Origin of the sequence: Akkermansia massiliensis, from assembly GCF_018847375.1 — a bacterium.
GTDB lineage: Bacteria > Verrucomicrobiota > Verrucomicrobiia > Verrucomicrobiales > Akkermansiaceae > Akkermansia > Akkermansia massiliensis.
Genome location: NZ_CP072036.1, coordinates 1,684,543 through 1,709,081, shown reverse-complemented (window position 1 = coordinate 1,709,081; position 24,539 = coordinate 1,684,543). Strand labels below are relative to the sequence as shown.

Below are 24,539 nucleotides of genomic sequence, written 5' to 3'. Positions count from 1 at the left end.
TTATGGATACCCAGACGGAAAAGGAACCCGGCCCCCATAAGAAAACGCCTCCCGGCTGGCTCTGGTGGAGCCTGCTGGGCGTAGGGCTGTATGTACTGGACCAGGCAAGCAAGCTGTGGATCGTCCACCGCTTCCCGCTGAACTACCTGAACGAGAAAGTCCACAAGTACGCCTACCTGCCGGACTTTCCGGGCTTCCACCACGTCAATGCGGACGGCACGCTGGACTTCGCCACGAACGGGCACATACCGGCGGCGGACATGGCGCAGTTCCAGGACCTGAACCCGAACACGGTGGACGCCCTGAACAGGCTGAGGGAGCTGGAACCCATTTCCTTCCTGGACGGCGCCGTGAATATCACCCGCGTGCACAACACGGGCGTGGCCTTCGGGCTGGGCAACGGAACGGCATGGTCCAGCTACCTGTTCCTGGCGATTCCCGTGCTCGCCATCGTGGCCCTGGTCGTGCTCTACCGGAAAAACTTTTTCCATACGGTATGGCTCAAGCTGGCCTATGTGCTGCTGCTGGCCGGGGTGGCGGGCAACCTGACGGACCGCCTGATGCAGGGCTTCCTGATTCCCTACGAACAGCCGCACGGCTTCTTCACGAAGCTCATGAACGGCTACGTGGTGGACTTCATTGACGTCACCATTCCCCTCTTCAACTACCGCTGGCCCGCCTTCAACGTGGCGGACTCCTGCATCTTCGTGGCGGCGATCATCTTCTTCATCGCCAGCATCTTCTCCGCCAGGAAGAAAGAGGAAAAACCATCCTGAAACGACCATGACCATCCGGACCATTATTCTGTCAGGACTGCTGCTGTGCGGGGGCCTCGCCTCCGGCAAAAACGAACTGTCCTTCAAGGAAACGGTGGTTCCGGTAAAGGTGGCTCCGGACCAGGACAGCATCACGGCCTCCTTCCCGTTCACCAATACCTCCGGCGTTCCCGTCACGATCAGCAAAATCCATGTCTCCTGCGACTGCACCACCGCCGGGGCGAAGGATAACAAGCTGACGTACGCTCCGGGGGAATCCGGCGTCATCAGCGCCGTGATGAAGACCGGCAACTTTTCCGGCACCGTGGACAAGGACATGACGGTGCACGCCAACGGCTCCGCCTACAAGCTGGTGATACGCGCGCAAATCCCGGACATCATCCGGATGGAACCCCGCAAGCTGGAATGGACCAGGGGAGAAGCCCCTGCCCCCAAGACCATTAAAATCACCATCTCCAAGGAACTGCCCGTCAACCTGACCACGGTGGACCTGACCGGGGACGCCTTTGACTATGAGCCCGTGACCGTGAAGAAAGGCAGGGAATACAAAATCATCGTCACTCCCAGGTCCACGGCCAAGCCGGCCTTCAACACCATCTGGGTGCGCACGGATTCCACCGTGCCGCGCTACAAGCGCCAGATGGGGTTCCTGACCATCAAGGAAAACTGACCTTCCCCACATGAGAGACGCCCTTTCCACCGCCCTGAAGCTCCTGCTGGCCGTATTCCTGCTGGCCGTGGGCATCGCTGCGCTGGACCTGCGCGTCATCCAGCCGTTCCGCACGCCGCCCTGCAATCCGGAGACGCTGGAGGAGGGGCACGTGTGCCTGGCCCAGGTGCTGAAGGAATGGCCGGGAAAAGTCATCTGGATAGACGCCAGAAAGCAGGACGACTTTGAACGCCACACTATCACGCAGGCCCCCGTCTACCCCATCCGCCCGGCGGACGCCAATTACCAGGAACTCCTGGCCAACGCCATGGAAGCCCTGATGACGGCGGAAGACAAGGGCTGCTGCATCGTCATCTTTTGCAGCAGGGACTGCACCTCCAGCGCAGCCGTAGCCAATGAACTGAAAAAGCCGGAATACGGCATCCGCGCGCCCATCTTCATTCTGGAAGGGGGCTGGGACGAATTGCGCAAAGAACCCTCACTCGTACCATAGCCATGCTTGACACAGCAACCATCCGCCCGCAGTTTCCCATCCTGGAAACCAGCGTGCACGGCAAACCGCTCATTTACCTGGACAATGCGGCCACCACGCAGAAGCCCCTGGCCGTCCTGGATGCCACCCGGAATTATTATGAAACGCAGAACGCCAACGTGCACCGCGGCTCCCACTACCTGAGCCAGCTTGCCACGGAGGCGCATGAAGAGTCGCGGGAAACGGTGGCCCGGTTCATCAACGCGCCGGAAACGGCGGAAGTCCTGTTCACCTCCGGCTGCACCATGGGCATCAACCTGGCGGCAGACACCATCGCCAGGTCCGGCATGGTCAAGCCGGGGGACGAAGTTATCCTGACCGCCTGTGAGCACCATTCCAACATCGTCCCCTGGCAGATGCTCTGCGAACGCACGGGCGCGGTCCTCAAGGTAGTCCCGCTGACGCCGGGCCAGACGCTGGACATGGAGGCCTACCGGAACCTGCTTTCCCCCCGCACCCGCATCGTGGCCGTGGGCCACGTCTCCAACACGCTCGGAACAATCAATCCCGTGCAGGAGATCACCGCGCTTGCCAGGGAAAACAGGCCGGACACCATTGTGCTGATTGACGGCGCCCAGGCCGTCTCCCACATGAACGTGGACGTTCAGGAACTGGGATGCGACCTGTACGCCTTTTCCGGCCACAAGCTGTACGCACCCACCGGCATCGGCGCGCTGTGGGGAAAAAGGGAGCTGCTGGAAAAGCTGCCGCCGTGGATGGGCGGCGGGGAGATGATCAAGGAAGTCACCTTTGAAAAAACCGTCTACAACGACATCCCTTTCAAATATGAGGCAGGGACGCCCAACATTGGCGGAGCGGTAGGTCTGGCGGCGGCCATCCGCTACGTCTCCGGACTGGGGCTGGACAACATCGCCGCCCATGAACAGAAACTGACGGACATGGCCGTGGAAGGCCTCAAGGCCATGCCGCGCCTGACCGTGCTGGCCCCGGACGTGCCGCACAGCGCCGTGGTCTCCGTCCTGGCGGAAGGCATCCACCATTACGACCTGGGCACCCTGCTGGACCAGATGGGCATTGCCGTGCGCACCGGGCACCATTGCTGCCAGCCTCTCATGTGCGCCCTGGGAACCACGGGAACCACCCGCGCCTCCTTTGCCCTGTACAATACGGAAGAGGAAGTTCAGACCTTCCTCAAGTCCATGAACCGGGCTCTGGACATGCTCTCCTGACCTCTCCGCCCCCTTCTCTCCTTGTTCATCATGAAAACGGCTTCCGCCCTTCTTCTAGGCCTTCTCATGGGCCTTTCCGGCTGTTCCCTGCACCACCAGCAGCAGGAAAGGGCGTACGCCCATTACCAGGATGACGCCGCAGCCATCCGGGAAGCCCAGGCCGCATGGCTCATCCTCTCCTCTCCCCACCGCAGCAGGGAATGGCCGGAAGCCAGAAAAAAATACAACGCGTGCATCCGGAAGCTGGCCTCCCACCTGAAAGAGGCCAAACGGGAGGGCGGCATGAATGAGAAGAAGCGTCAAAGCCTCCCCTTCATCATTGAAAAATCTCCTTACGCCAAGGACAGCAACCCCTGGTTCTACGAGGCCATCTTCATGTCCGACGAAGTGGACCCCACCTTCCGCCTGCGGGAAAGCGTAACCGTGGAGGGAATGGGCATTCCCCTGGCGGGCCTGGCGCCCCAGGGCGTCTCCCGGCCCCATGCCAACGTGCTCAAGGACAACGGGAACGTGCACACGCTGACGGCCATCCTGGACTTTGACCGCATGGTGGACGGGAAGCCCACCCTCCGCACCATTCCCCGTCTGATGAATGAGCACGTCTTCATCGGCAAAAACAAGGTGCGTCAGCCCCTGGCGGCCAACTTCTCCGTTCCCATCGCCCTTTTCTGGAAGCTTTCCGACGCGGACGGAACGGAACTGCTGGGCGCGTTCCGTCCCAAAAAGGCCATCAATACGATGGGGCTTTATTTTTCCGAACCCTATGACCCCCGGAAAATTCCCGTGGTCTTCACCCACGGCCTGATGTCCGGCCCCGCCACCTTTGCCAACCTGACCAACCGCCTTCTGGTGGATCCCGTCATCCGGGAAAACTACCAGTTCTGGTTCTTCGGCTATCCGTCCGGCCTGGCCTGGACCATTCCGGCCAGCAGGCAGCGGAAGGCCCTGGAGGAACTCATGCAGGAATACAATCCCCGCGGCGACTCCAGGGAAATGAACAACATCGTCATGGTGGGGCACTCCATGGGCGGCCTCATCACCCGCTTCAACAACTCCACCAAGCCCTGGACGCTGATGAAGGGCCTCTTTGAGCTTCCCCCGGAAACCTTTGCAGACATGACGCTGGAGAACTGGAAAACCGGGCTGGAACCCCTGCACTGTGACGAGCCCATGCTTGAACAGCTCCAGAACAATTTTATCTTCTCCCCCGCCAGGGGCGTCACGCGCATCGTGTACATGGCCACCCCGCACCGCGGCTCCACCTTTGCGGACAACTGGATAGGGCGGCTGGGCCAGCGCCTGATCGATCTCCCGGCGGACATGCTGGAGGAAGTCACCCGCATCGCCACCCTCAGCCGCGGCATGTTCCTGCTCAATCCCCTGCAGCTGAAGGACGAACTCACCAGCATCCGCCAGCTTTCCCCGAACTCCTCCCTGGTCAAGTACATGTCGGAGTTGCGCGGGGACCCGAACGTTCCCGTCCATTCCATCATCGGGGACAGGGGCAGGAACGATACGCCCCACTCCTCCGACGGCGTGGTCAAGTACCGCTCCTCCCATCTGGACTGGAGCGCCAGTGAAAAAATCGTCCCGTCCGGGCACAGCGTGCAGGATGACCCGGCCGCCGCCGTGGAACTGCGGCGCATCCTCCGGGAACACCTGATGAAGGTCAAGGGGCGCCAGACGCTGGAGGAAGCGGACGCACGGGCCGCCACCCCGGTGTGGCAGACCAACCCCGCCCCGCCCATCATCCTTAAAAGGCCGTAATGCAGGAATGCGGCTCCCCGCCGGGCCTCTGGAAATACCCCGCTCTTTCGCATGCATGATTTCCTGTCCCAGCTCCTGTCATCCATCATGGTTGACTGGACCGCGTTCAAAGCGAAAAAGGAAGAACGGTTCCTGAGTAAAAAGGAGGTTCGGGCAATCGTGGACAAACACAAACTCCCCGCTGAATTTGCCGGTTCGGCCTTCCGGCTTCTGCCCCTCCTGTTTTAACCGGACGGCAGGCAAAAAGGCCGTCTTCCGGCCACGGAACGAAGAGGAAACAACCCTTCCTGAAAACGGAGGGGGCATCCGCCTTTTCCAACAAACTTCCCCGTCAGGAAAAACCATTGCGCCAGCGGAAGGAACAGGCCCGTCAACCGTATGGATACGGAAAGAACGGCCCCTCGGGACGCCTTCTTCAAAGGAGAGCGTCCACCCCGCCCGGAAAAGGCCGTTCCGGCCCGGCACGAGCGGTTTCCGTTCAGCGTCAGGACATCCCGCCAGCAAAATATGCCCGCTTATAGAGTTGCTTCCGGCAAGGATTTTAAGGTAGACTGTTTGCCGATACTATTCCACCTCCCTTTTCCATGCCTGCCGACGATTCCCTTTCCATGGACCAGATTTCCGCCCTCTTCCCCCAGCTGGAAAACATCCAGCTTGTCGGGGCCAAAGGCCCCCAGCAAATTTTCACCGCCACCCTGAAATCCAATTTCGCTCCCGTCATGCTGCGGGTGGTCCCCACGGAGGAAGCCGGAGTCTTCGGCTGGAATCCGGAATTCATCGTCCGCTCCCTCACCATTGTGGAACAGGCGCACCAGGGCCTTCTGCGCGTTTACGAAGTGGGACAGGCAGGACCGTTCACCTTCATCATTTCCGAACACTCCCCCTATCCGCGCCTGGCGGACCTGGAAACCCTCCCCCAGATATCCCCCCAGGCGGCGCTCAACCTGGTGCGGAACATGGCGGAAGGCCTGCTGACGCTGCACCGGAAAAACATCTTTCACGGCGGCATCACGCCCAAGCTGATTTCCCTGCGCGCGGACGGCGGAGACGCCCTGCTGCTGCCCATCAACATTTATCCCGCGCAGCCCCCGGTAGACATGGGGGACTTCGCCTCTCCGGAATGGGTCACCGGGGCGGAAGCCGCCTTCACGCCGGGCATGGACATTTACGCCCTGGGGCTGACGCTCTACATCCTGCTGACCCGCAAGACGCCGATGGAAGCGGGCTTCGCCATGCCCTCCACCCTGATCAAGTGCAGCGACGCCGTGGACGCCGTGGTCTCCCGGGCCATCAATCCGGACACCCGCGAACGCTACCGGAACCTGGGGGACTTTATCACGGACCTGGACAAGGCCATCGCCAGCCCCACGGGAAGAAACGCGGCAGCCATTCCTCCCCGGCCGTCCTCAACGCCCGTCCCCGCCATGAATATGCAGAAAGGGCAGACCAATGTTTACTACTACCTTATCCCGGCCCTGATCGTGGGCATTGTGCTGACCTACACCTGCATCCTGTACAAGAAGGACGTCGTCAGAATGCGCAATGACTACAACGAACAGGTGCAGAAGGAAAACAACGCGAAGGCGGATGCGGCGAGAAAAGCGAACAGGGAAGCGCGCCGCCATGCTCCGGCAACACCTGCGCCCTCTGCCCCGGCCGTCGCGGAAAACACCACTCCGGCCCCTGCGGTTCCCGCACCTGCCCCGCTCCCGCATCCGGAACCCGTGCCTGCAGCTCCCAAACCCTCCGCCGAACCCGGCAAAGTCAACTGGAGCCTTCAGCCCGGCGTCAAGGTGCGCCAGAGCTCCAACCGCAACATGCTGGGCGCCTACGGTCCGGAAAAGGCCGTGGACGGCAATACCAGCTCCGAGCTTTCCGACGTTTCCATCAGCGCCACCGGCGTGGCGGAAGGAAAAACCGCCTGGTTCGGCATCGACTTCGGCAAGGAGACCAACCGCACCATAGAAAAAGTGGTTATTTACACGCCAGCCAACCTGACTCTGCTGGGCACCATGGAGGAATTCAAGGTGATTCTGTACGACAATGACAAGAACGTGCTGGCGGAAAAAACCTTCAACACCACACCCTCGGAAAAATCCACCAACGTCACCACCTGGAAGCTGGAAGCTCCGGTCAAGGCGCGCGCCCTGCGCGTGGAATCCACCGATCCGGCCCATCCGCTGGCGCTGACGGAAGTGGAGGCATACGGCCCGGAAGAAGCGGCGGAAACACCGGCCCCCGCACCTGCGGAAGAATAATGCCTGCGGAAGCGTTTTCAGCCGGAATTCCGCCCCTCCGGAAGCTCGGCGTCCTCTTGTTCCTCCTGTGCCTGTTTGCCCTGGCGCTGGCCGGGGGCACCTTCTATCTGCTTTTCCACGATCTTCCCCTGATTCAGCAAGCCATCTCGGAAACGCTGGCTCAAACCATGAAGGAACTCCAGGAAGGGGACCGCGCCTCCCTTTCCCTCTCCCTTGCCAGGGCGGATGCAAGCTCCGCCGCTCCGTTGACGCTGGACGGCGGCCTGTTTTACCTGTCCATGGCCGGGCTGGTGGTCTGCTGGCTGATGCTGGTTTACCGGCTGGCGCAGAATGCGGAAACGGTGAAGAAGGGAGCCATGCGCGCCTCTCCCCTGCTCTGCGTCCTTTCCTTCTTCCTCCCCGTGGGCAATATCTGGATGCCCCTTCAAGCCATGCTGGACGTCAACAAGGCCCTCTCCTTCCCCGGCCCTTCACGCGGAAAAGGCTGGATATGGCTGGCCTGGGCCGTCAGCGTGCCGGGTTCCCTGCTCATCTTCCTGTATACGCTGTTCCAGCCCCTGTTCCATTTCTCGGAGACGCTCCGGGCATGGGCGGAAGAAAGCCCGGAAAACGTGCTTGCGCTGGACCGGGAGCTGGAAGCCCTGCTGAACGGCATGGTGCGCCCCGTCATCATGTACAACGGAACGGCCTTCCTGGTGAGCCTGGCAAGTTCCGTGCTGATGATGCTCCACTTCTATTTCCTGCAAAAGAGGCTGGCCAACCGCCTGCCTTCCTGATTAGCTCCCTCCCCCCGGCAAAGCCCCGCCGGAAGGAACGGAAAAGCCGGAGGACTTGTTCCATCCCGTTCCTTTTTCTTGCCGGCTTTCTTTCAGCCTCTCTCCCCCTTTCCGGAACTTTCACCGGGAAAAACCGTGTTGCCCTCACAGGGGGTTTCACGAAAATTTTTTCACGCCTTCCTTTCCCGTCCGGCCCCTTCTTCCTCCGGGGTGGAATAAAACCTTCCGGGCATAAAAAACCCGGCCTCGCCTCACGGCGGGCCGGGCCAGCAAAAATAGCAATTTTTCCGATTACCGGTTGGCGGACTTCACGATCATGGCGTCCTTGCCGATACGGCCGCGCAGGTAGTGAAGCTTGGCACGGCGGACCTTGCCGCGGTTCACGACTTCAATCTTGGCGATGCGGGGGGTGTGCAGGGGGAACACACGCTCCACGCCTTCACCGTAGGAAATCTTGCGGACCGTGAAAGCTTCATTGATGCCGGAACCGCGCTTGGCGATCACGATGCCCTGGAAAATCTGGATACGTTCCTTGCCGCCTTCAATAACACGAGTGTGAACCTTGATGGTATCACCTACGTTAAATGGGGTCACATCCGCCTTGAGTTGCTCTTGCTCGATTTTGTTGATAATGTTCATCTTGTGTTATCTATTGCTGGTGAATATCAGTAAAAGGAAAACTTACGGGACGCAGAATATGGGCCATAATCCCCTAAAAGGCAATCCAAATTTGCCGTACGGCCTTAATTTTATTTTTTAGGCGGGGGCGGCGGCGGAGCTATCCTTGCATGCCACTCCTCCAGCGCCGGGAGAAAGGCGGAGGAAGACATGAGGGCGCGGACGCTGTCCATCCGCAGCAGGAAGGCCTTGTCCCCGCCCTGGGCGCGGTCCGCCAGCAGGGACTCCAGCAGAAGACGGGCGCGGGTGCGGGCGTCCGGCGCGCCGTCAAGGGCGGAGAAAACCAGCTCCCCGGCCCGTGCCGGCTCCTTCCGGTACAGGTGTTCCAGCGCCAGCGCTTCATAAAGGCAGGAGGAGGGTGCCTTCCGGGCGGATTCCAGCAGGCGCGCGGAACGGTCCCGCCAGCGGTCCCCGAACTGTACAGAGGAAGCCCACCAGCCCTGGAAATAGCGGTCCTCTTCCGTCGGCTTCACGTCCATGTCCTTCATGCGGGCGTACGGACGGTAGAGGGGGTCCCCGAACACCACCCCCTGCCAGGATAGTACGGGCATGCTCATCCAGGAGGCTTCCGCCACGGTATAGCCGTCCAGCAGGCGGTCCGCAAAAATGTCAAAGCGGTGGCACGCGCCCAGGAACGGTTCATACACGTTCCCCACCGTCACGTCCGCCCCCTTTTCCAGCAGGGCGGAACTCCACCCCCTGCCGGGAATCTTGAAATCGGAGGCGCTGAAGGAATGCAGGTGCATGGCGACCGCTCCGGGCCGGAAACGGAAGGTTGGGTCCGTAAACGGACCGTTCGCATTCCCGGTGTACCAGCCGCAGTAAAGCGCCGTGTCCCGGCTCAGCGGAAATTTCTCCGGAAGAGTCTGGGGCCAGTCATCCAGGTAAACGGGGATTCCCGCTTCCCGCACGCGGCGGAACACGGAATCCAGCCACTGGTCCCCCTGGGCGTAGGGGCCGCCCCGGTCCACCACCGCCCACCCCCACAGGCCCTTCTTCTCCACCTCCGCAGGTTCCGTGACCAGCCGCAGGCAGGTATCCGCCGTCAGGCCGTCCAGGCGGCACACCAGGAACGTGGGCAGGCCGGAGCCCACAAAATCCTCCTTCCTGTCAAAATAGGGGTTTCCTACCCAGGCCTTCCTCTCATAACCGTCCACCGCCAGCAGCGCCAGTTCGGAGTCCACGGCGGCGCGGTCCGTCTGCATCTGGTTGATATCCTTCCCGGGAGGGGGAACGGGCGCTTCATGCCGTATCTTCATTGGCAGGTCCGCCATCAGCACCAGCGCAAAAATCTTCCGGTCCATCATGGGGGCGGAGGCAATGCCGGACGGCACCCACCACCGCTGCTCCTGCGCCGTCCGCAGCAGGGGCGCACGGATCAGGTCTTCATACTCCTTCCGGGAAATCTCGTTGGCCGAGGGGCAGTCCAGGGAAACCAGGTTCCCTTCCGGCACGCCGCGCACCCGCGCATACTCCCTGGCCATGCGGCGGCTCAGCTCGGATTTTCCGTTGTAAACCACGGCCACATGGGCGGGCAGCAGCTCATAGGCACACGCGGCGGAAAACCACGACGCCAGCAGGAACAATACGGCTAATCCCCTCTTGAACATGCCCCTACCATACCTCATCTTCCGGGGCAATCAAGCAGGTGAAACGGAGCGGGCGCGATTTCGCCATTTTTCCGCTTTTCGCTTCACATCTAAAAAAAATCCGCTTTAATGGCTCCTGATGTATTGCAGGCTTCCACCTGCATTCCCTACAACCATCATACGCATATGATTCAACAAATTGACCATATCGGCATCGCCGTCAAGAGCCTTGACGCCACCGTTCCCTACTACCGTGATGCGCTCGGACTCGGAGAGCCCCACATTGAGGAAGTGCCCACGCAAAAGGTGCGCGTCGCCATGTTTGACGTTGCCGGAGTCCACATCGAACTGCTCGAACCCACCTCTCCGGAAAGCGCCATCGCCAAGGCCATCGAGAAGAAAGGGGAAGGCATCCACCACATCGCTTTCAAGACCAACGACATTGCTGACAACATCTCCCAGGCCAAGGAAGCCGGCCTTACCGTGCTGAACGACCCGCCCGTCCCCGGCGCGCACAATACGCAGGTCACCTTCCTGCATCCCAAGTGCACCTTCGGCGTGCTGACCGAATTCTGCCAGCACCCCGGCGGTTGCGGATGCGGCAAGTAACATTCTCCGAATCCACCATACCACTATACCAATGGCTATTGATCCCAAATTGATTGACGATCTGAACAGCCGCCGCAAGAAGGTCATCCTCAGCGGCGGTCAGGAAAAGATCGACAAGAGACACGAAAAGGGCGAAATGACGGCCCGCGACCGCATGGGGTACCTCTTTGAAGAAGGCACCTTCTCGGAAATCGGCATGCATGTGCGCCACAACTGCCACAACTTCGGCATGGGCAAGAAGGAAATCCCCGGCGACGGCGTCGTTTCCGGCTTCGGCCTCGTGAACGGCCGTCCGGTCGCCTGCGCGGCCTCCGACTTCCTGGCCCAGGGCGGCTCCCTCGGCTACATGCACGCCATGAAGATTGCGGACGCCCAGAAGTACGCCCTGAAAGCCGGCATCCCGATGGTGACGGTGAACGACTCCGGCGGCGCGCGCCTCCAGGAAGGCGTGGCGGCCCTGTCCGGCTACGCCCAGGTGTTCTACAACAACGTGCTGGCTTCCGGCGTGGTTCCGCAGATATCCATGATCCTGGGGCCCTGCGCAGGCGGCGCGGCCTATTCCCCCGCCCTGACGGACTTCATCATCATGCGCAATTCCGGCAACGCCGGCATGTACATCACCGGTCCCAAGGTGATTGAACAGGTCACGTATGAAAAGTGCACGATGGACGACATCGGCTCCGCGGCCATCCACGCCTCCGTGTCCGGCAACGTCCACTTCGTGGCGGACAGCGACGCGCACGCCCTGGACATCCTGAAGAGGCTCCTTTCCTTCCTTCCCGCCAACAACGCGGAAGAACCGCCCCACAAGCTGGACACCCCGCTTGACCTGAGCGCGGACGAAGGCATGAGCGACCTGATTCCCGGCGACAACCGCACGCCCCTGGACGTCCAGCCCATCATCAGCCGCCTGGTGGATGACGGGGATTTCCTGGAAGTGCACAAGGACTTCGCCAAGAACGTCGTCGTCGGCTTCGGCCGGGTCTGCGGCGTGGTGGTCGGCATCATCGCCAACCAGCCCAACGTGAAGGCCGGCTGCCTGGACATCGACTCCTCCGACAAGGCCGCCCGCTTCATCCGCTTCTGCAACGCGTTCAACATCCCATTGGTGAACCTGGTGGACGTGCCCGGCTTCCTGCCCGGCAAGAACCAGGAACGCGGCGGCATCATCCGCCACGGCGCCAAGCTCATCTTCGCCTACTCCCAGGCCACGGTGCCCAAGGTCACCCTGATCATGCGCAAAGCCTACGGCGGCGCCTATATCGCCATGTGCTGCAAGGACCTGGGCGCTGACGCCGTTTTCGCCTGGCCCGGCGCGGAAATCGCCGTGATGGGCGCGGAAGGCGCTGTTCCGGTGCTTTACGGCCGCGAGCTGAAAGCCGTGGAAGACCCCGCGGAAAAGGCCAAGCGCCAGGGAGAACTTCTGGAAGAATACCGGGAGGCCTTCTACAACCCGTACGTGGCGGCCGGCATGGGCCAGATCACGGAAGTCATCAATCCGGAAGAAACCCGCGCCAAGATCGCCTTCGCCCTGCGCACCCTCCTGAACAAGAAGGAAGTGCGTCCGGCCAAGAAGCACGGCAACATTCCGCTCTAACATCCATCTTAACGGATTCATATGTTACTTACGACACTCGCCTTTGCGCAGGGCATGGCCAACATCATGGAGAATCTGGACTACCAGATCGTCGGCATCCTGGTGGTCATGATGTGCCTGGGTGGCCTGGCCGTCATTCTGACCATCAGCGGCTCCATTGCCGCTTCCATCCAGAACAAGGCCAAAGCCAAGGCCGCAGCGGCCTCCGCCGCTCCCGCTCCTGTGCCTGCCGCCGCCCCTGCGGCAGCAGGCAAGCCGGGCATGACTCCGGAAATGCTCGCCATCCTCTCCGCAGCCGTGGACTCCGCCATGACGGAGCTCACGCCGGAAATGGTGGCCGTCATCTCCGCCGCCGTGGACGCAGGCCTGGACGGCATGAGCCACCGCATCGTGGAAATCAAGCAATCCCCGGGCTCCGGCTATGCGGCCGCAGGCAGGGCGGAAATCTTCGCCTCCCACCGCATCCGGCCCAGTCATTGAACCACTGCATTATTCACCCTTACCCCCGCCCCCGGCGGGAATCATTTAACTTAATATTCCATACCATACATTATTATGAAGAAACTTCGCATCACCGTAGACGGCAAGGTATTTGACGTATCCGTAGAACTCCTGGACCAGGTCTCCTCCACTACCTCCGCCCCGGCTCCGGCCCCCGTTGCAGCCCCGGCTCCCGCACCCGCAGCCTCCGCCCCTGTCGCGGCGCCCGCTCCGGCTCCCACGCCCGCCCCCGCCCCGGCCGCCGCCGGCGCAGGAGACGTGCCCAGCCCGCTCGCCGGCAAAGTCGTTTCCCTGGACGTTGCCCCCGGCACCGCCGTGAAGGCCGGTGACCAGATCCTGACGCTGGAAGCCATGAAGATGAACACCATCATTTACGCTCCCGCCTCCGGCACGCTCACCGCTTTCTGCGTAAGCGCGGGCGACACGGTTCAGGAAGGACAGGCGCTGGCCAAGATTGGTTAATCCCGGCGGGAGCCGCCCGGCCCCCCTAACACAGGTCCGGACTCCGACTCAGACTAAAAACCGCTACAATAATTATTCCATATGAGTCTTTTTGATTCATTAATCACCTTTTTACAGGGGATGGGCATCTTCTCCCTATCATGGCAAATGGTAGGGATGTGGGGCATTGCCGTTCTTCTCCTGTACCTGGGTGTAGCCAAGCAGTACGAACCTCTTCTGATGGTTCCGATTGCCTTTGGCGCATTAATTGCCAACATTCCGGACAACGGAATGCTCATCACCCAGCTGAACCAGCAGGTCATCTCCTCTAATAAGGCGGGGGAAGTGACCGCCACGTCCCTCAACAACGTGGGCTACCTGCGCGTTCACGTGGCCCCGCTCCAGCAGGCCCCCGTCAAGGTGCCGGCCAACCTGACCACGCCTGAAGCGCGCGCCCAGTATCTGGCAAACATGGAACAGCCCATGCAGGTTTACCCCGGCAGCCCGCTGACCGTCTCCCAGATCAAGCCCGTGCGGGAATCCCAGGAAAAAGCCAAGGCTGACGCCGCCCTTCTGGGGGACGACAGCCTGACGGTGGACCCCAACCTGAAGGACTTCCACAACGTGACGGAAGCGGACGCCAACGATCCGGTGTACCTGCTCACGAACGGTGGAGTCACCACCGTTCTGCGCCAGAAGGGAGTCAACTACTTTGACACGGAAGGTAACCAGGTTCCGGTGAATCTGGAAACGCAGAAGCTGGAACCCCTGGTGGTCTCCGCCGCAGGCAAGTACGTGGCCGTGGGCCAGCACACCCAGGAATTACTGGTCACCTCCATCCATGGGGGTCTGTACGACTGGATCGGGCTGGGCATCAAGGCTGAAATCTTCCCGCCCATCATCTTCCTGGGCGTGGGAGCCCTGACGGACTTCGGCCCGCTGCTCGCCGCACCGCGCACCCTTCTTCTGGGTGCAGCGGCCCAGGTGGGCGTGGCCGCCACGTTCTTCATGGCCCTGTTCATGGGCTTCACGCCCAATGAATCCGCCTCCATCGGCATCATCGGCGGCGCTGACGGCCCCACCTCCATCTTCCTGACGATGAAGCTGGCTCCGCACCTGCTGGGCGCCGTAGCCGTGGCCGCGTATACGTACATGGCCCTGGTCCCGCTGATACAGCCGCCCATCATGGCTCTGCTGACCACGAAGAAGGAGCGGGTCATCCGCATGAAATCCCTGCGAACGGTCAGCAAGAGTGAAAAACTGTTCTTCGCCGTGCTGGTAACCATTGTCACCATCCTGCTGATTCCGGACGCCTCTCCGCTGATCGGCATGCTGATGCTGGGCAACTTCCTGCGCGAGTGCAAGGTAACGGAACGCCTGGTGCAGGCCTCCCAGAATGAAATCATCAACATCGTCACCATCTTCCTGGGCACCTCCGTGGGCCTCACGATGCAGGGTGACCGCTTCCTGCAGAAGGAAACGCTGCTGATCATTCTGCTGGGCATTGTCGCCTTCGGCGTAGCCACCGCGGGCGGCGTGATCGCCGCCAAGCTGATGAACCTCATCTGGCGCAAGAATCCGGTCAACCCCCTGATCGGTTCCGCAGGCGTCTCCGCCGTTCCGATGGCGGCCCGCGTCTCCCACAATGTGGGCCAGAAGTATGATCCCTCCAACTATCTTCTCATGCACGCCATGGGACCGAACGTTGCGGGCGTGATCGGCACCGCAGTCATCGCAGGCTACTACATTGCCACTCTGGCGAGATAACCTGATTTGAAATTATTCCAGGCCTCGGCCCATCCCATGAATTCCACCGCCCCATCCCCCACTCCTCCAGAGGAGGAAGGACCATGCGGCGACTGGACCTATCATGAATGGGCCGAGGCTTCTTCCACCAATGACCTGGCCCGTTCCCTGCCCCCCCGCCACATTGCCGTCTGCCGCGTGCAGAAAAGCGGCCGCGGCAGGTTCAACCGCAAATGGGTAGGGGAGGAAGGCGGCCTGTGGTCCTCCTTCACCGTTCCCCTGGATACTGCGGCCGGCGTACACTGGGGCCATCTGCCCCTGGTTGCAGGGCTGGCCCTGCTCAACATGCTCCGCAGCATGGGCATTGCCAACGCGCGCCTGCGCTGGCCCAACGACGTCCTCATAGGAAAATCCAAACTGGCGGGCATTCTTGTGGAGCGCCCCTCCGCGCACATGGCCGTCATCGGCATAGGCATCAACATTTTCAATGACGTGGCCTCTATAGCCGGAGAAATCAAGGACCCTCCCGCAAGGCTCGCGGATCTTGTTCAGGACTGTCCCTCACTGCATGACGTCATGGCTTCCCTCGGCAGGCATTTGGACCAGGTTTTTTCTACCTTTGCCCACGGCGGCATCCCCACCCTTCAGGAGGGGCTGGCGCAAGCATGGGCCGGGGAAAGGCCGGTTTCCATCCTTACGGATGACGAAACCATCCGGGGAATCTTTACGGGGATTGACGATCAGGGCAATCCTGTGGTATCCCTTCCGACCGGTTCCCTCCGGACCGTTCCGGCACATCTGATCAACAGGCTTGTTGAAGAACAAGCCTGACCGCTCCGTTGACACGGAGTTTCTTTCTCTTTCATCCAACAAAAATCACTGACATGAGTTACAAGGAACTAACACCAGAAGAAGCAGCAAGCCTGATTAAACACGGCCACCACATTGGCCTGAGCGGGTTTACTCCCGCAGGGACGGCCAAGGCTGTGACGGCTGAATTGGCAAAAATTGCAGAAGCGGAACACGCTAAGGGGAACCCCTTCCAGGTGAGCGTCTTCACCGGTGCTTCCACGGGCGATTCCTGCGACGGGGTTCTTTCCCGCGCCAAGGCTATTCGCTACCGCGCCCCCTACACCACCAACGTTGACTTCCGCAAGGCGGTGAACAATGGGGAAATCGCCTACAACGACATCCACCTGTCCCAGATGGCCCAGGAAATCCGTTACGGGTTCATGGGCAAAGTAGACATGGCCATCATCGAAGCCTGCGAGGTCACGGCCGACGGTAAAATTTATCTGACGGCCGCCGGAGGGATCGCTCCCACCATTTGCCGCCTTGCCGACAAGATCATCGTGGAATTGAACGCCGCCCACAGCAAAAATGCCATGGGGCTGCATGACGTTTACGAACCCCTAGATCCTCCCAACCGCCGTGAAATCCCCATTTACAAACCCAGCGACCGTATCGGGAAACCATACATCCAGGTTGATCCGAAAAAGATCGTGGGCATCGTGGAAACCAACTGGCCGGACGAAGCCCGTTCCTTTGCCGCGGCTGACCCCCTGACCGATAAAATCGGGCAGAACGTGGCGGACTTCCTGGCCGCCGACATGAAGCGGGGCATTATCCCCTCCACCTTCCTGCCGCTTCAATCCGGCGTGGGCAACATTGCAAACGCCGTGCTGGGCGCCCTGGGCCGCGACAAGACCATTCCCGCCTTTGAAATGTACACGGAAGTCATTCAGAACTCCGTGATCGGTCTGATCCGGGAGGGCCGCGTGAAATTCGGGAGCGCCTGTTCCCTGACCGTTACGAACGACTGCCTGGAAGGCATTTACAGGGATATGGACTTCTTCCGCGACAAGCTGGTGCTCCGTCCCTCGGAAATATCCAACAGCCCGGAAGTGATCCGCCGCCTCGGCGTCATCTCCATCAACACCGCCATTGAAGCCGACCTTTACGGGAACGTCAACTCCACGCACATCGGCGGCACGAAGATGATGAACGGCATCGGCGGTTCCGGCGACTTCACGCGCAACGCCTATATTTCCATCTTCACCTGCCCGTCCGTCGCCAAGGACGGCAAGATCAGCGCCATCGTCCCCATGGTCTCCCACCACGACCATACGGAACATGACGTCAATATCATCATTACCGAACAGGGCGTCGCCGATCTTCGCGGCAAGAGCCCGAAAGAACGGGCCCAGACCATTATCGAGAACTGCGTCCATCCGGATTACAAGAACATCCTCTGGGATTACCTGAAACTGTCCGGCGGCAAGGCCCAGACTCCGCAGTCCATCCGGGCCGCCCTGGGCATGCATGCCGAGCTGGCCAGGAGCGGAGACATGAAGAATGTCGACTGGGCCCAGTACAAGTAACCCATGTCTGCCGTCATTGCATTGGCGTCCATGACTTCACGTTAACCCTACAGGACCGCTCCCGCGCAGGGAGCGGTCCTTTTCCTTTTTCCCGTCCTTCTCCACTTCCCGCTCCTCTCCCATGAACTGGATGATTTACCCCGCAGCCAAGGCATTTATCAGAGCCTGCACCTTCCTCTTCGGAGCAGGCGTCACGGCGACCGTCCTCATTCATCTTTTCATGCCCCTTTTCCTCCACTGCCCACGGACAGCCGCGCCCTTCCTGCTTTTGGGAACATGGTCGGAACTAATCTCCATCCTGGCCCTGTCTTTCCTCCTATCCTGGGGAAGCAGGGTCCTGCTGGCTTCCCAGGGGAGCAGGATCACAAGAATTCTAAGCGCGCTGGCCTTCCTGCCCGCCCTGTACTCCCTCCTCATTCCGTTTGCGGGGATGCCCGTCTTATTGCAATACGCGGAAATGGACAAGGTTTGGGAGTCCTTCCTCCTTCTGGCGGCCATCATTTCTTTCTTTTCTTTCCCTTATACGGCGGGATACGGATCCGCAGGCAGAAGGACATTCCTGGCCTGGGGCATTGCGGCGGCAGGCTGCGGACTGCAAAGCGTCCTGTTCTTCCTCTCCACCCTGTTGCGGCAGTGCCTGTCCTCCGTGGCTCCCTCCCTGGCAACGCCAGCTGCGTGGCTAGCCATTATCCTGTCCTGCGGCCTCGAAATCCTGCTAGCGGCCCTTTCCGTTATTCTGGTGCGGCGCCTTTTTAAAAACGCCATGTCCATAGCCTCCATGCCGGAATTGATGAATCCTTCCATGCCGGACAGCCGCCCGTAGGCCCCTCTCTCCATTCCTACAGGCTTTCCGAAAGAGTTCCTGCCTCATCCTGCGAAATGAATGCGCGCGCTCCGCGCCGCGGCCCTTCTTACAGCCCGGGTGCGGCTCCCGGAGCGCCGAAGCCTTTTACGGCTTTGAATAAAAAACCGGCGGCATCATTTATCCGTCCGGGAACACGGCCGTCCCTACGGGCAGGCACTGCAAGGGAGGCACCCACGCCCTCCGGGAATCCCGGGCTACGGCAGGGAGCCAACGCAACCCGGGCCATTTTCCCAGGCAGGGGAAACAGGAGCGCCGCTCGGAACGTTACTTCACCAATTCGTCCAAATAACAGCCGTAGCCGTTATTTTTCATGGCTCCGGCCTGAATACGCAGCGTTTCTGCGGAAATCCAGCCGTTGTTGAAGGCAATCTCCTCCAGGCACGCCACCTTGAAGCCCTGGTGGTGTTCCAGGGTGCGGACAAACATGGAAGCCTCCAGAAGGGTGTCGTGCGTGCCCGTGTCCAGCCACGTATAGCCGCGCGCCAGCTTTTCCACGCGCAGAAGGCCCTGTTTCAGGTACTCCTGGTTCACGGAGGTGATTTCCAGCTCTCCCCGGGCGGATTTGGGAATCCTCTTGGCGATCTCCACCACCTGGTTGTCGTAAAAATAAAGGCCCGTCACGGCGATGTCCGACTTGGGCTTGAGCGGTTTTTCCTCAATGAAAACGGCCTTTCCTTCTTCATTGAACTCCACCACGCCGAAACGCTGCGGATCGTGCACCTGGTAACCGAAAATGGTCGCCCCGCTCGTCAGTTCAGCGGCGCGCCTCAACTTCTCCGTCAGGCCGCGACCGTAAAAAATATTGTCCCCCAGCACCAGGGCCACGGTATCTTTTCCGATGAATTCCTCCCCGATGATGAAGGCCTGAGCCAGTCCCTCCGGCCTGGGCTGCTCCCGGTATTCAAAAGTTACGCCGAACCTGCTTCCGTCCCCCAGCAGATCCTGGTACAGAGGCAGGTCCCGCGGAGTGGAAATGACGAGGATTTCCCGTATCCCGGCCAGCATCAGCACGGAAATGGGGTAATACACCATCGGCTTGTCGTAAACGGGCAGCAATTGCTTGCTGACGGAAAGCGTGACGGGATGCAGGCGCGTGCCGCTTCCCCCGGCCAGAACAATACCTTTCATATCAATTTCCTAGCCATTGGTTCCCAGACGTTCCAGACGGTATTCCCCGGACAGGATTCCCCGCCACCAGTCTTCATGGTCCAGATACCACTGAATGGTTTTCCTGAACCCGGAGGAATGGTCCTGGCGCGGAGACCAGCCCAGCTCCCTCCGTATTTTGGACGCATCAATCGCATAGCGCAGGTCGTGGCCGGGCCTGTCCTGCACAAAGGTGATCTGCTCCCGGTAGCTCCGGCCGTCCGCGCGGGGCCGCAATTCATCCAGATGGGAGCACAGCAGCTCCACCAGCTCCAGATTCGTTTTCTCGTTATTGCCGCCGATGTTGTACGTTTCGCCGGGTTTTCCGGAGGAAACGACCGTCAGCAGGGCTTCGCAGTGGTCCTCCACGTACAGCCAGTCCCGCACGTTTTCCCCCTTGCCGTACACGGGAATGGGCTCGCCGCCCAGGGCCTTCAGGACGACCACGGGGATCAGTTTTTCCGGGAACTGGTAAGGGCCGTAGTTGTTGGAACAGTTGGTAATTAGCACGGGCAGCCCGTACGTATCATGCCAGGCGCGCACCAGATGGTCGCTGGACGCCTTGCTGGCGGAATAGGGGGAATGGGGGCGGTACGGCGTGGATTCCGTAAACAGGCCGTCCTTCCCCAGGGAGCCGTATACTTCGTCCGTGGAAATATGGTGGAAGCGGAAACGCTCCTTCTTCTCCCCCTCCAAGGAACGGTAATATTCCAGGGCGGCCTGGAGCATGGAAAAGGTGCCCATGACATTGGTGGTCATGAAATCCCCCGGATCGTCAATGGAACGGTCCACGTGGGACTCCGCCGCCAGGTGCATCACCCAATCCGGTCCGTATTCCCGCAGGGTGTTCCGCATCAGGGCGGCGTCCCGAACGTCGGCGTGCAGGAAGCGGTACGCCGGAGAATCCGCCGTGCCGTCCAGGGAACGGACGTTGCCGGCATAAGTCAGGGCGTCAATATTCAGGACTTCATGGCCGCGCTCAAGCAGCAGCCTGACCAGATTGGAGCCGATGAATCCGGCGCCGCCCGTAACGATAACTTTCATAACACTGTTTTCAGGGAAAGATGCGGCGCCATCATACAGCAGCGGCAGGGTTTTTCAAAACAAATCCGCCCATGCCGCCGGGAACATGGAGGCATGGGCGCGGAAAAGCGGGGGCAGGAACCGCGGAACCGGCTAGCAGCTCAGTTCCCGGCAGAGGTTGATGATGTCCGGATTCACGGAATACTGCTGCCCGGCCACGGCGTCCAGGGAGGCATAGCCGTACTGGCCGTCATGGTACACCATGATCTGGTTGATGTCCCCGTTGTTCAGGGCTTCCACGGCGCGGGTGGCAAAGCGGGTGCCCATCAGGCGGTCGCGGGCGGTGGGAGAGCCGCCGCGCTGCACATGGCCCAGCACGGTCAGGCGGGTGTCCATGCCGGCGCGTTCCGTCAGCCAGCGGGTCAGGTACTGCGCCACGCGGGTGCCTTCCGCCACCACGGCGATGATGCAGCTTCCTTCCTCATTGATGACGGGCTGGAGGCGCTTGTAAATGGATTCCAGGTCGTAAGGGATTTCAGGGACGATGCAGATGTCCGCCGCGCTGCAAAGGGCGGTGGTCATCGCCAGGTAGCCGCAGTCCCGGCCCATCGTCTCAATCACGAAGGCGCGGTGGTGGGAGCGGGCCGTGTCGCGGACGGAGTCGATGCAGTCCAGAATCACGTTCTGGGCAGTGTCCACGCCCAGGCAGTAATCCGTGCCGGCGATGTCGTTGTCAATCGTGGCCGGAATGCCGGCGAAGGGTACTTCAAAATCGTTAAAAAAGTCGTTCAGCGCGCGGAAGGAACCGTCGCCGCCCATGATAACGAGCTTGTCGATGTTGCGGTCCTTCAGGTGTTCGTAGGCCTGCTTGCGGAATTCATAATCGAAAAAGCGCTTGGACCGGGAGGAGCGGAGGAGAGTGCCGCCCCTGTAAATCATGTCGCTGGTCAGTTCCCTGGTGGCTTCCTTGATTTTTCCATCGATCAGTCCTTCCAAGCCGTCATAGACAACGTACGGGTTCATTCCAAGCTGGCGGGCATGATCCACAGCCGCCCTGATCGCCGGATTCATTCCGGCGGCGTCACCGCCTGATGTCATAATGGCTATTCCACTCATAAGTAATAAGGTTAACTTGTCCGGGGGGAAATGTTACCGGGCCGGGCAAATAATGCAAGCGCGGAGTTTTTGCTGGCGCAATAAACGGCAACGCTTCATGATGCAGCGGCATGAACGACACCGCAGCAGCCATTCTGAAGGCCACGGCCGCCCTCCGGGACGGTACGGAGCGGCTCCAGTTCGGAGACCCGGTCCACTTTACCTACAACCCGCTCACCTACGCCTGGGCGCCGCATGAGCAGTACGTGCGCGCCTACGGGAACGGGGAAAAGAGCCACTTCTTCCTGGGCATGAATCCCGGCCCCTTCGGCATGGCCCAGACGGGCGTCCCCTTCGGGGAAGTGGATGCGGTCGTCAACTGGCTGCACATCCGCGGAGAAGTCGGCAGGCCGGAGCACACCCATCCCAAGCGTCCCGTGGAGGGCTTCGGCTGCCCTCGGTCGGAAGTCAGCGGGCGCCGCCTGTGGGGGCTCTTTGCGGAAGCCTTCGGCACCGCGAAAAACTTCTTCCGTCACAATTACGTGGCCAACTACTGCCCGCTGATCTGGATGGGGGCAACGGGAGCCAACATCACGCCGGACAAATTACCGGCGGAACAGCGCGCCGCCGTGGATGCAGTATGCATGGAGCACCTGGTTTCCCTAATCACCATCCTGAACCCGCATACGCTGGTAGGGGTGGGAGCCTACGCCACGCAGAAGCTGCGGGACGCCGCCGAACGGCTCCCCGGCAAAAGCTTCACCATCGGCACCCTGCTCCACCCCAGCCCCGCCAGCCCCATCGCCAACAAGCTCTGGCCGGAACGCCCCCTCCAGCAGCTTAAAGAGTTGGGCATTTTATGAAGGGTTGAGAGTTCAGAGTGGAGAGTTTAGTGATGGAGGGAATTACTAGAGTAAAAAGCAGGAAATTTGCTGTTCGGATCGTTCGTTTGTACCAGTTTTTGTGTAATGAGAGAAAGGAGTTCGTGCTTTCAAAACAACTGCTGAGAAGCGGTACCGGCATTGGAGCCAACCTGGCGGAAGCGGAATGCGCCATCAGCAAAAAGGATTTCCTTTCCAAAATTTACATTGCCTTGAAGGAATGCTCGGAAACCCTCTATTGGCTGGATTTGCTTAAAGACACCTCTTTCCTGACGGAAGAAATGCACGCCAGCATTTACCGGGATGGAGAAGAACTCAAACGCCTCCTCACCTCCACCACAAAAACCGTCTCCCTCCAAATCAAAAAATAATTCTTAATCTAAAACTCCACTCTCCACTCTCCACTCTCCACTCTCCACTCTCCACTCTCCACTCTCCACTCTCCACTCTCCACTCTCCACTCTCCACTCTCCCGCCTCAGGCCTTTTTACTGGACAGGGAGAAGAGGGTTCCGTACAGTTTGCGCGATATTCAAGCGTTCCGAATTTATGGCAATTTCAGATTACATCGTGACCATTGGCCTGGAAGTCCACTGCCAGATCAAGACGAAGAGCAAAATGTTCTGCTCCTGCGAGACCGGCTTTGGCTTTGAACCCAATACGCGCGTGTGCCCCACCTGCCTGGGGCTGCCGGGCGCCCTGCCCGTCCTGAATGAGTTCGCCATTGAACGCACCCTGCTGACCGGGCTGATGCTGGGATGCTCCAGCCCGGAGGTTTCCCAGTGGGACCGCAAGAATTACTTCTACCCGGACATGGCGAAGAATTACCAGACTTCCCAGCTGGACCTGCCGCTGTGCCTGGGCGGGGAGGTGCCCCTGTATCCCTGGTCCTACCCGAACGACGTGATCAAGGCCGGCGTGCCCCCCTTCCGCACCGTGAAGCTGACCCGCATCCATTTGGAGGAAGACGCGGCGAAGATCACCCACCACGCCAATTATTCCCTGATTGACTACAACCGCGCGGGGTCCGCCCTGATGGAGATCGTCTCCGACCCGGACATCGATACCCCGGAGGAAGCCTACGCCTACCTCAAGTCCCTCCAGCAGATTCTGAATTACGGGGACATTTCCGACGCGGACATGGAGAAGGGCCAGATGCGCTGCGACGTGAACATTTCCCTGCGTCCCCACGGCCAGAAGGAACTGGGGGCAAAGGTGGAGATGAAGAATCTCAATTCCATGTCCGCCGTACGCCGCGCCCTTCATTATGAAATCCAGCGACAGGCGGAAGAACTGGACATGGGCATCGCACAGATCCAGTCCACCCGCCGCTGGGACGACGAACGCGGGGAAAGCTCCATCATGCGCACCAAGGAAGACGCGCACGATTACCGCTATTTCCCCTGCCCGGACCTGGTGCCCATACACACCGCCCCGCTGGTGGAGAGGGTGCGCAGCCAGATTCCGGAACTGCCCCAGGAACGCCAGAAAAGGTTCATGGAGGAGTACGGCCTGAGCGAATATGACGCCAACGTGCTGGTGGGAGACCTGGAACTGGCCCGCTTCTTTGAAGAGGCGGCGCAGGGAACCGCCAGCGGCAAGAAGATCGCCAACTGGGTCATCAACAACATTTCCGCCGTGCTGAATGAAAAAGGCATGCGCCCGTCCGAATGCCCGGTGAAGCCCGGCGCCATCCGGGACCTGATCGCCATTATTGACGACGGCACCGTTTCCAACAACCAGGCCAAGGACGTTTTCACCAGGATGTGGGAGGAACCGTCCCTCACCGCGGCGCAGGCCGCCAAGCTGCTGGGCTTTGAAAAGGCGGATTCCTCCTTCCTGGACGCCATCGTGCAGGAGGTCATTTCCGCCAATCCGGACAAGGTGGCGGAAATCCGGGGCGGCAACGACAAGCTCCTGAACTGGCTCACCGGCCAGGTGATGAAAGCCGCCAAAGGCAAAGCCAACCCGAAGATCGTGACGGAAGCGCTGAAAAAGGCTCTTTCAGAACAGTGACCA

At 60.4% G+C, this 24,539-nt stretch carries 23 protein-coding genes; 18 read left to right on the top strand and 5 right to left on the bottom strand.

The features are described 5' to 3' along the window. Positions 1-2 precede the first annotated feature (2 nt). From J5W70_RS07155 to J5W70_RS07125, 7 genes are all read left to right on the top strand, one after another. Positions 3-776, top strand: coding sequence for a signal peptidase II (locus J5W70_RS07155; RefSeq protein ID WP_022395945.1), 774 nt, complete (start codon positions 3-5; stop codon positions 774-776). Positions 777-783: 7 nt separating this feature from the next. Beyond that, positions 784-1,446, top strand: a complete 663-nt coding sequence (locus J5W70_RS07150; protein WP_022395946.1) for a DUF1573 domain-containing protein — start codon at positions 784-786, stop codon at positions 1,444-1,446. 10 nt (positions 1,447-1,456) lie between these two features. After that, entirely contained in the window at positions 1,457-1,939 is a 483-nt protein-coding gene (locus tag J5W70_RS07145; protein WP_022395947.1) for a rhodanese-like domain-containing protein, read from the top strand. 2 nt (positions 1,940-1,941) lie between these two features. Continuing rightward, positions 1,942-3,168 carry an aminotransferase class V-fold PLP-dependent enzyme gene (locus J5W70_RS07140; RefSeq protein ID WP_022395948.1) on the top strand — a complete coding sequence of 409 codons (1,227 nt, stop codon included), beginning with the start codon at positions 1,942-1,944 and terminating at the stop codon, positions 3,166-3,168. Positions 3,169-3,198: 30 nt separating this feature from the next. Then, positions 3,199-4,935: an esterase/lipase family protein gene (locus J5W70_RS07135; protein ID WP_022395949.1), complete on the top strand. Its 1,737-nt coding sequence runs from the start codon at positions 3,199-3,201 to the stop codon at positions 4,933-4,935. Between the two features lie 584 nt (positions 4,936-5,519). Continuing rightward, a complete protein-coding gene (locus J5W70_RS12905; protein ID WP_022395951.1) occupies positions 5,520-7,193 on the top strand; it encodes a discoidin domain-containing protein in 1,674 nt (557 codons plus the stop codon). Further along, positions 7,193-7,969, top strand: a complete 777-nt coding sequence (locus J5W70_RS07125; RefSeq protein ID WP_022395952.1) for a DUF4328 domain-containing protein — start codon at positions 7,193-7,195, stop codon at positions 7,967-7,969. The genes J5W70_RS12905 and J5W70_RS07125 overlap by 1 nt, the downstream gene beginning before the upstream one ends. A gap of 291 nt (positions 7,970-8,260) precedes the next feature. Here the strand turns inward: J5W70_RS07125 and rplS are convergent, their stop codons facing one another. Together rplS and J5W70_RS07115 are read right to left on the bottom strand one after the other, a co-directional pair. Next, positions 8,261-8,608, bottom strand: coding sequence for a 50S ribosomal protein L19 (gene rplS, locus J5W70_RS07120; protein WP_012419257.1), 348 nt, complete (start codon positions 8,606-8,608; stop codon positions 8,261-8,263). Positions 8,609-8,718: 110 nt separating this feature from the next. Continuing rightward, on the bottom strand, positions 8,719-10,257 hold the full coding sequence (locus J5W70_RS07115) for a TIGR03790 family protein (protein ID WP_022395953.1): 1,539 nt from the start codon (positions 10,255-10,257) through the stop codon (positions 8,719-8,721). A gap of 165 nt (positions 10,258-10,422) precedes the next feature. Here J5W70_RS07115 and mce point away from each other — a divergent pair, with 165 nt between their 5' ends. From mce to J5W70_RS07075, 8 genes are all read left to right on the top strand, one after another. Then, positions 10,423-10,845 carry a methylmalonyl-CoA epimerase gene (gene mce / locus J5W70_RS07110; RefSeq protein WP_102722924.1) on the top strand — a complete coding sequence of 141 codons (423 nt, stop codon included), beginning with the start codon at positions 10,423-10,425 and terminating at the stop codon, positions 10,843-10,845. Positions 10,846-10,876: 31 nt separating this feature from the next. Beyond that, entirely contained in the window at positions 10,877-12,442 is a 1,566-nt protein-coding gene (locus J5W70_RS07105; protein ID WP_022395955.1) for an acyl-CoA carboxylase subunit beta, read from the top strand. A 21-nt stretch (positions 12,443-12,463) separates the two neighbouring features. After that, positions 12,464-12,922: an OadG family transporter subunit gene (locus J5W70_RS07100; protein ID WP_022395956.1), complete on the top strand. Its 459-nt coding sequence runs from the start codon at positions 12,464-12,466 to the stop codon at positions 12,920-12,922. 75 nt (positions 12,923-12,997) lie between these two features. Then, positions 12,998-13,405 carry an acyl-CoA carboxylase biotin carboxyl carrier protein subunit gene (locus J5W70_RS07095; RefSeq protein WP_180971744.1) on the top strand — a complete coding sequence of 136 codons (408 nt, stop codon included), beginning with the start codon at positions 12,998-13,000 and terminating at the stop codon, positions 13,403-13,405. Between the two features lie 81 nt (positions 13,406-13,486). Beyond that, positions 13,487-15,151 (top strand): sodium ion-translocating decarboxylase subunit beta, encoded by a 1,665-nt coding sequence (locus tag J5W70_RS07090; RefSeq protein ID WP_102713851.1) that lies wholly within the window; start codon positions 13,487-13,489, stop codon positions 15,149-15,151. A gap of 36 nt (positions 15,152-15,187) precedes the next feature. Further along, a complete protein-coding gene (locus J5W70_RS07085) occupies positions 15,188-15,961 on the top strand; it encodes a biotin--[acetyl-CoA-carboxylase] ligase (protein ID WP_022397421.1) in 774 nt (257 codons plus the stop codon). Between the two features lie 53 nt (positions 15,962-16,014). Beyond that, a complete protein-coding gene (locus tag J5W70_RS07080) occupies positions 16,015-17,511 on the top strand; it encodes a butyryl-CoA:acetate CoA transferase (protein ID WP_022397422.1) in 1,497 nt (498 codons plus the stop codon). A gap of 121 nt (positions 17,512-17,632) precedes the next feature. Continuing rightward, on the top strand, positions 17,633-18,334 hold the full coding sequence (locus J5W70_RS07075) for a hypothetical protein (RefSeq protein WP_022397423.1): 702 nt from the start codon (positions 17,633-17,635) through the stop codon (positions 18,332-18,334). Positions 18,335-18,640: 306 nt separating this feature from the next. On the opposite strand, the gene rfbA is transcribed toward J5W70_RS07075, so the two are convergent. From rfbA to J5W70_RS07060, 3 genes are all read right to left on the bottom strand, one after another. After that, positions 18,641-19,504 carry a glucose-1-phosphate thymidylyltransferase RfbA gene (gene rfbA, locus J5W70_RS07070; protein WP_022397424.1) on the bottom strand — a complete coding sequence of 288 codons (864 nt, stop codon included), beginning with the start codon at positions 19,502-19,504 and terminating at the stop codon, positions 18,641-18,643. 9 nt (positions 19,505-19,513) lie between these two features. Then, positions 19,514-20,566: a dTDP-glucose 4,6-dehydratase gene (rfbB, locus tag J5W70_RS07065; protein WP_022397425.1), complete on the bottom strand. Its 1,053-nt coding sequence runs from the start codon at positions 20,564-20,566 to the stop codon at positions 19,514-19,516. A gap of 132 nt (positions 20,567-20,698) precedes the next feature. After that, on the bottom strand, positions 20,699-21,643 hold the full coding sequence (locus J5W70_RS07060; protein ID WP_022397426.1) for a 6-phosphofructokinase: 945 nt from the start codon (positions 21,641-21,643) through the stop codon (positions 20,699-20,701). A gap of 128 nt (positions 21,644-21,771) precedes the next feature. Between J5W70_RS07060 and J5W70_RS07055 the strand changes: the two genes are divergently transcribed. The 3 genes from J5W70_RS07055 to gatB all read left to right on the top strand — a co-directional run bounded on the left by J5W70_RS07055 (position 21,772) and on the right by gatB (position 24,536). Further along, entirely contained in the window at positions 21,772-22,503 is a 732-nt protein-coding gene (locus J5W70_RS07055) for a uracil-DNA glycosylase family protein (protein ID WP_022397427.1), read from the top strand. A 32-nt stretch (positions 22,504-22,535) separates the two neighbouring features. Further along, on the top strand, positions 22,536-22,892 hold the full coding sequence (locus J5W70_RS07050; protein ID WP_022397428.1) for a four helix bundle protein: 357 nt from the start codon (positions 22,536-22,538) through the stop codon (positions 22,890-22,892). A gap of 177 nt (positions 22,893-23,069) precedes the next feature. Further along, on the top strand, positions 23,070-24,536 hold the full coding sequence (gene gatB, locus J5W70_RS07045) for an Asp-tRNA(Asn)/Glu-tRNA(Gln) amidotransferase subunit GatB (protein WP_022397429.1): 1,467 nt from the start codon (positions 23,070-23,072) through the stop codon (positions 24,534-24,536). The last annotated feature ends 3 nt before the right edge of the window (positions 24,537-24,539 follow it).

Coding starts and splice junctions, on each gene's coding strand:
- J5W70_RS07155 (WP_022395945.1), top strand. CDS start 3: ATGGATACCCAGACGGAAAAGGAACCCGGCCCCCATAAGAAAACGCCT.
- J5W70_RS07150 (WP_022395946.1), top strand. CDS start 784: ATGACCATCCGGACCATTATTCTGTCAGGACTGCTGCTGTGCGGGGGC.
- J5W70_RS07145 (WP_022395947.1), top strand. CDS start 1,457: ATGAGAGACGCCCTTTCCACCGCCCTGAAGCTCCTGCTGGCCGTATTC.
- J5W70_RS07140 (WP_022395948.1), top strand. CDS start 1,942: ATGCTTGACACAGCAACCATCCGCCCGCAGTTTCCCATCCTGGAAACC.
- J5W70_RS07135 (WP_022395949.1), top strand. CDS start 3,199: ATGAAAACGGCTTCCGCCCTTCTTCTAGGCCTTCTCATGGGCCTTTCC.
- J5W70_RS12905 (WP_022395951.1), top strand. CDS start 5,520: ATGCCTGCCGACGATTCCCTTTCCATGGACCAGATTTCCGCCCTCTTC.
- J5W70_RS07125 (WP_022395952.1), top strand. CDS start 7,193: ATGCCTGCGGAAGCGTTTTCAGCCGGAATTCCGCCCCTCCGGAAGCTC.
- rplS (WP_012419257.1), bottom strand. CDS start 8,608: ATGAACATTATCAACAAAATCGAGCAAGAGCAACTCAAGGCGGATGTG.
- J5W70_RS07115 (WP_022395953.1), bottom strand. CDS start 10,257: ATGTTCAAGAGGGGATTAGCCGTATTGTTCCTGCTGGCGTCGTGGTTT.
- mce (WP_102722924.1), top strand. CDS start 10,423: ATGATTCAACAAATTGACCATATCGGCATCGCCGTCAAGAGCCTTGAC.
- J5W70_RS07105 (WP_022395955.1), top strand. CDS start 10,877: ATGGCTATTGATCCCAAATTGATTGACGATCTGAACAGCCGCCGCAAG.
- J5W70_RS07100 (WP_022395956.1), top strand. CDS start 12,464: ATGTTACTTACGACACTCGCCTTTGCGCAGGGCATGGCCAACATCATG.
- J5W70_RS07095 (WP_180971744.1), top strand. CDS start 12,998: ATGAAGAAACTTCGCATCACCGTAGACGGCAAGGTATTTGACGTATCC.
- J5W70_RS07090 (WP_102713851.1), top strand. CDS start 13,487: ATGAGTCTTTTTGATTCATTAATCACCTTTTTACAGGGGATGGGCATC.
- J5W70_RS07085 (WP_022397421.1), top strand. CDS start 15,188: ATGAATTCCACCGCCCCATCCCCCACTCCTCCAGAGGAGGAAGGACCA.
- J5W70_RS07080 (WP_022397422.1), top strand. CDS start 16,015: ATGAGTTACAAGGAACTAACACCAGAAGAAGCAGCAAGCCTGATTAAA.
- J5W70_RS07075 (WP_022397423.1), top strand. CDS start 17,633: ATGAACTGGATGATTTACCCCGCAGCCAAGGCATTTATCAGAGCCTGC.
- rfbA (WP_022397424.1), bottom strand. CDS start 19,504: ATGAAAGGTATTGTTCTGGCCGGGGGAAGCGGCACGCGCCTGCATCCC.
- rfbB (WP_022397425.1), bottom strand. CDS start 20,566: ATGAAAGTTATCGTTACGGGCGGCGCCGGATTCATCGGCTCCAATCTG.
- J5W70_RS07060 (WP_022397426.1), bottom strand. CDS start 21,643: ATGACATCAGGCGGTGACGCCGCCGGAATGAATCCGGCGATCAGGGCG.
- J5W70_RS07055 (WP_022397427.1), top strand. CDS start 21,772: ATGAACGACACCGCAGCAGCCATTCTGAAGGCCACGGCCGCCCTCCGG.
- J5W70_RS07050 (WP_022397428.1), top strand. CDS start 22,536: ATGGAGGGAATTACTAGAGTAAAAAGCAGGAAATTTGCTGTTCGGATC.
- gatB (WP_022397429.1), top strand. CDS start 23,070: ATGGCAATTTCAGATTACATCGTGACCATTGGCCTGGAAGTCCACTGC.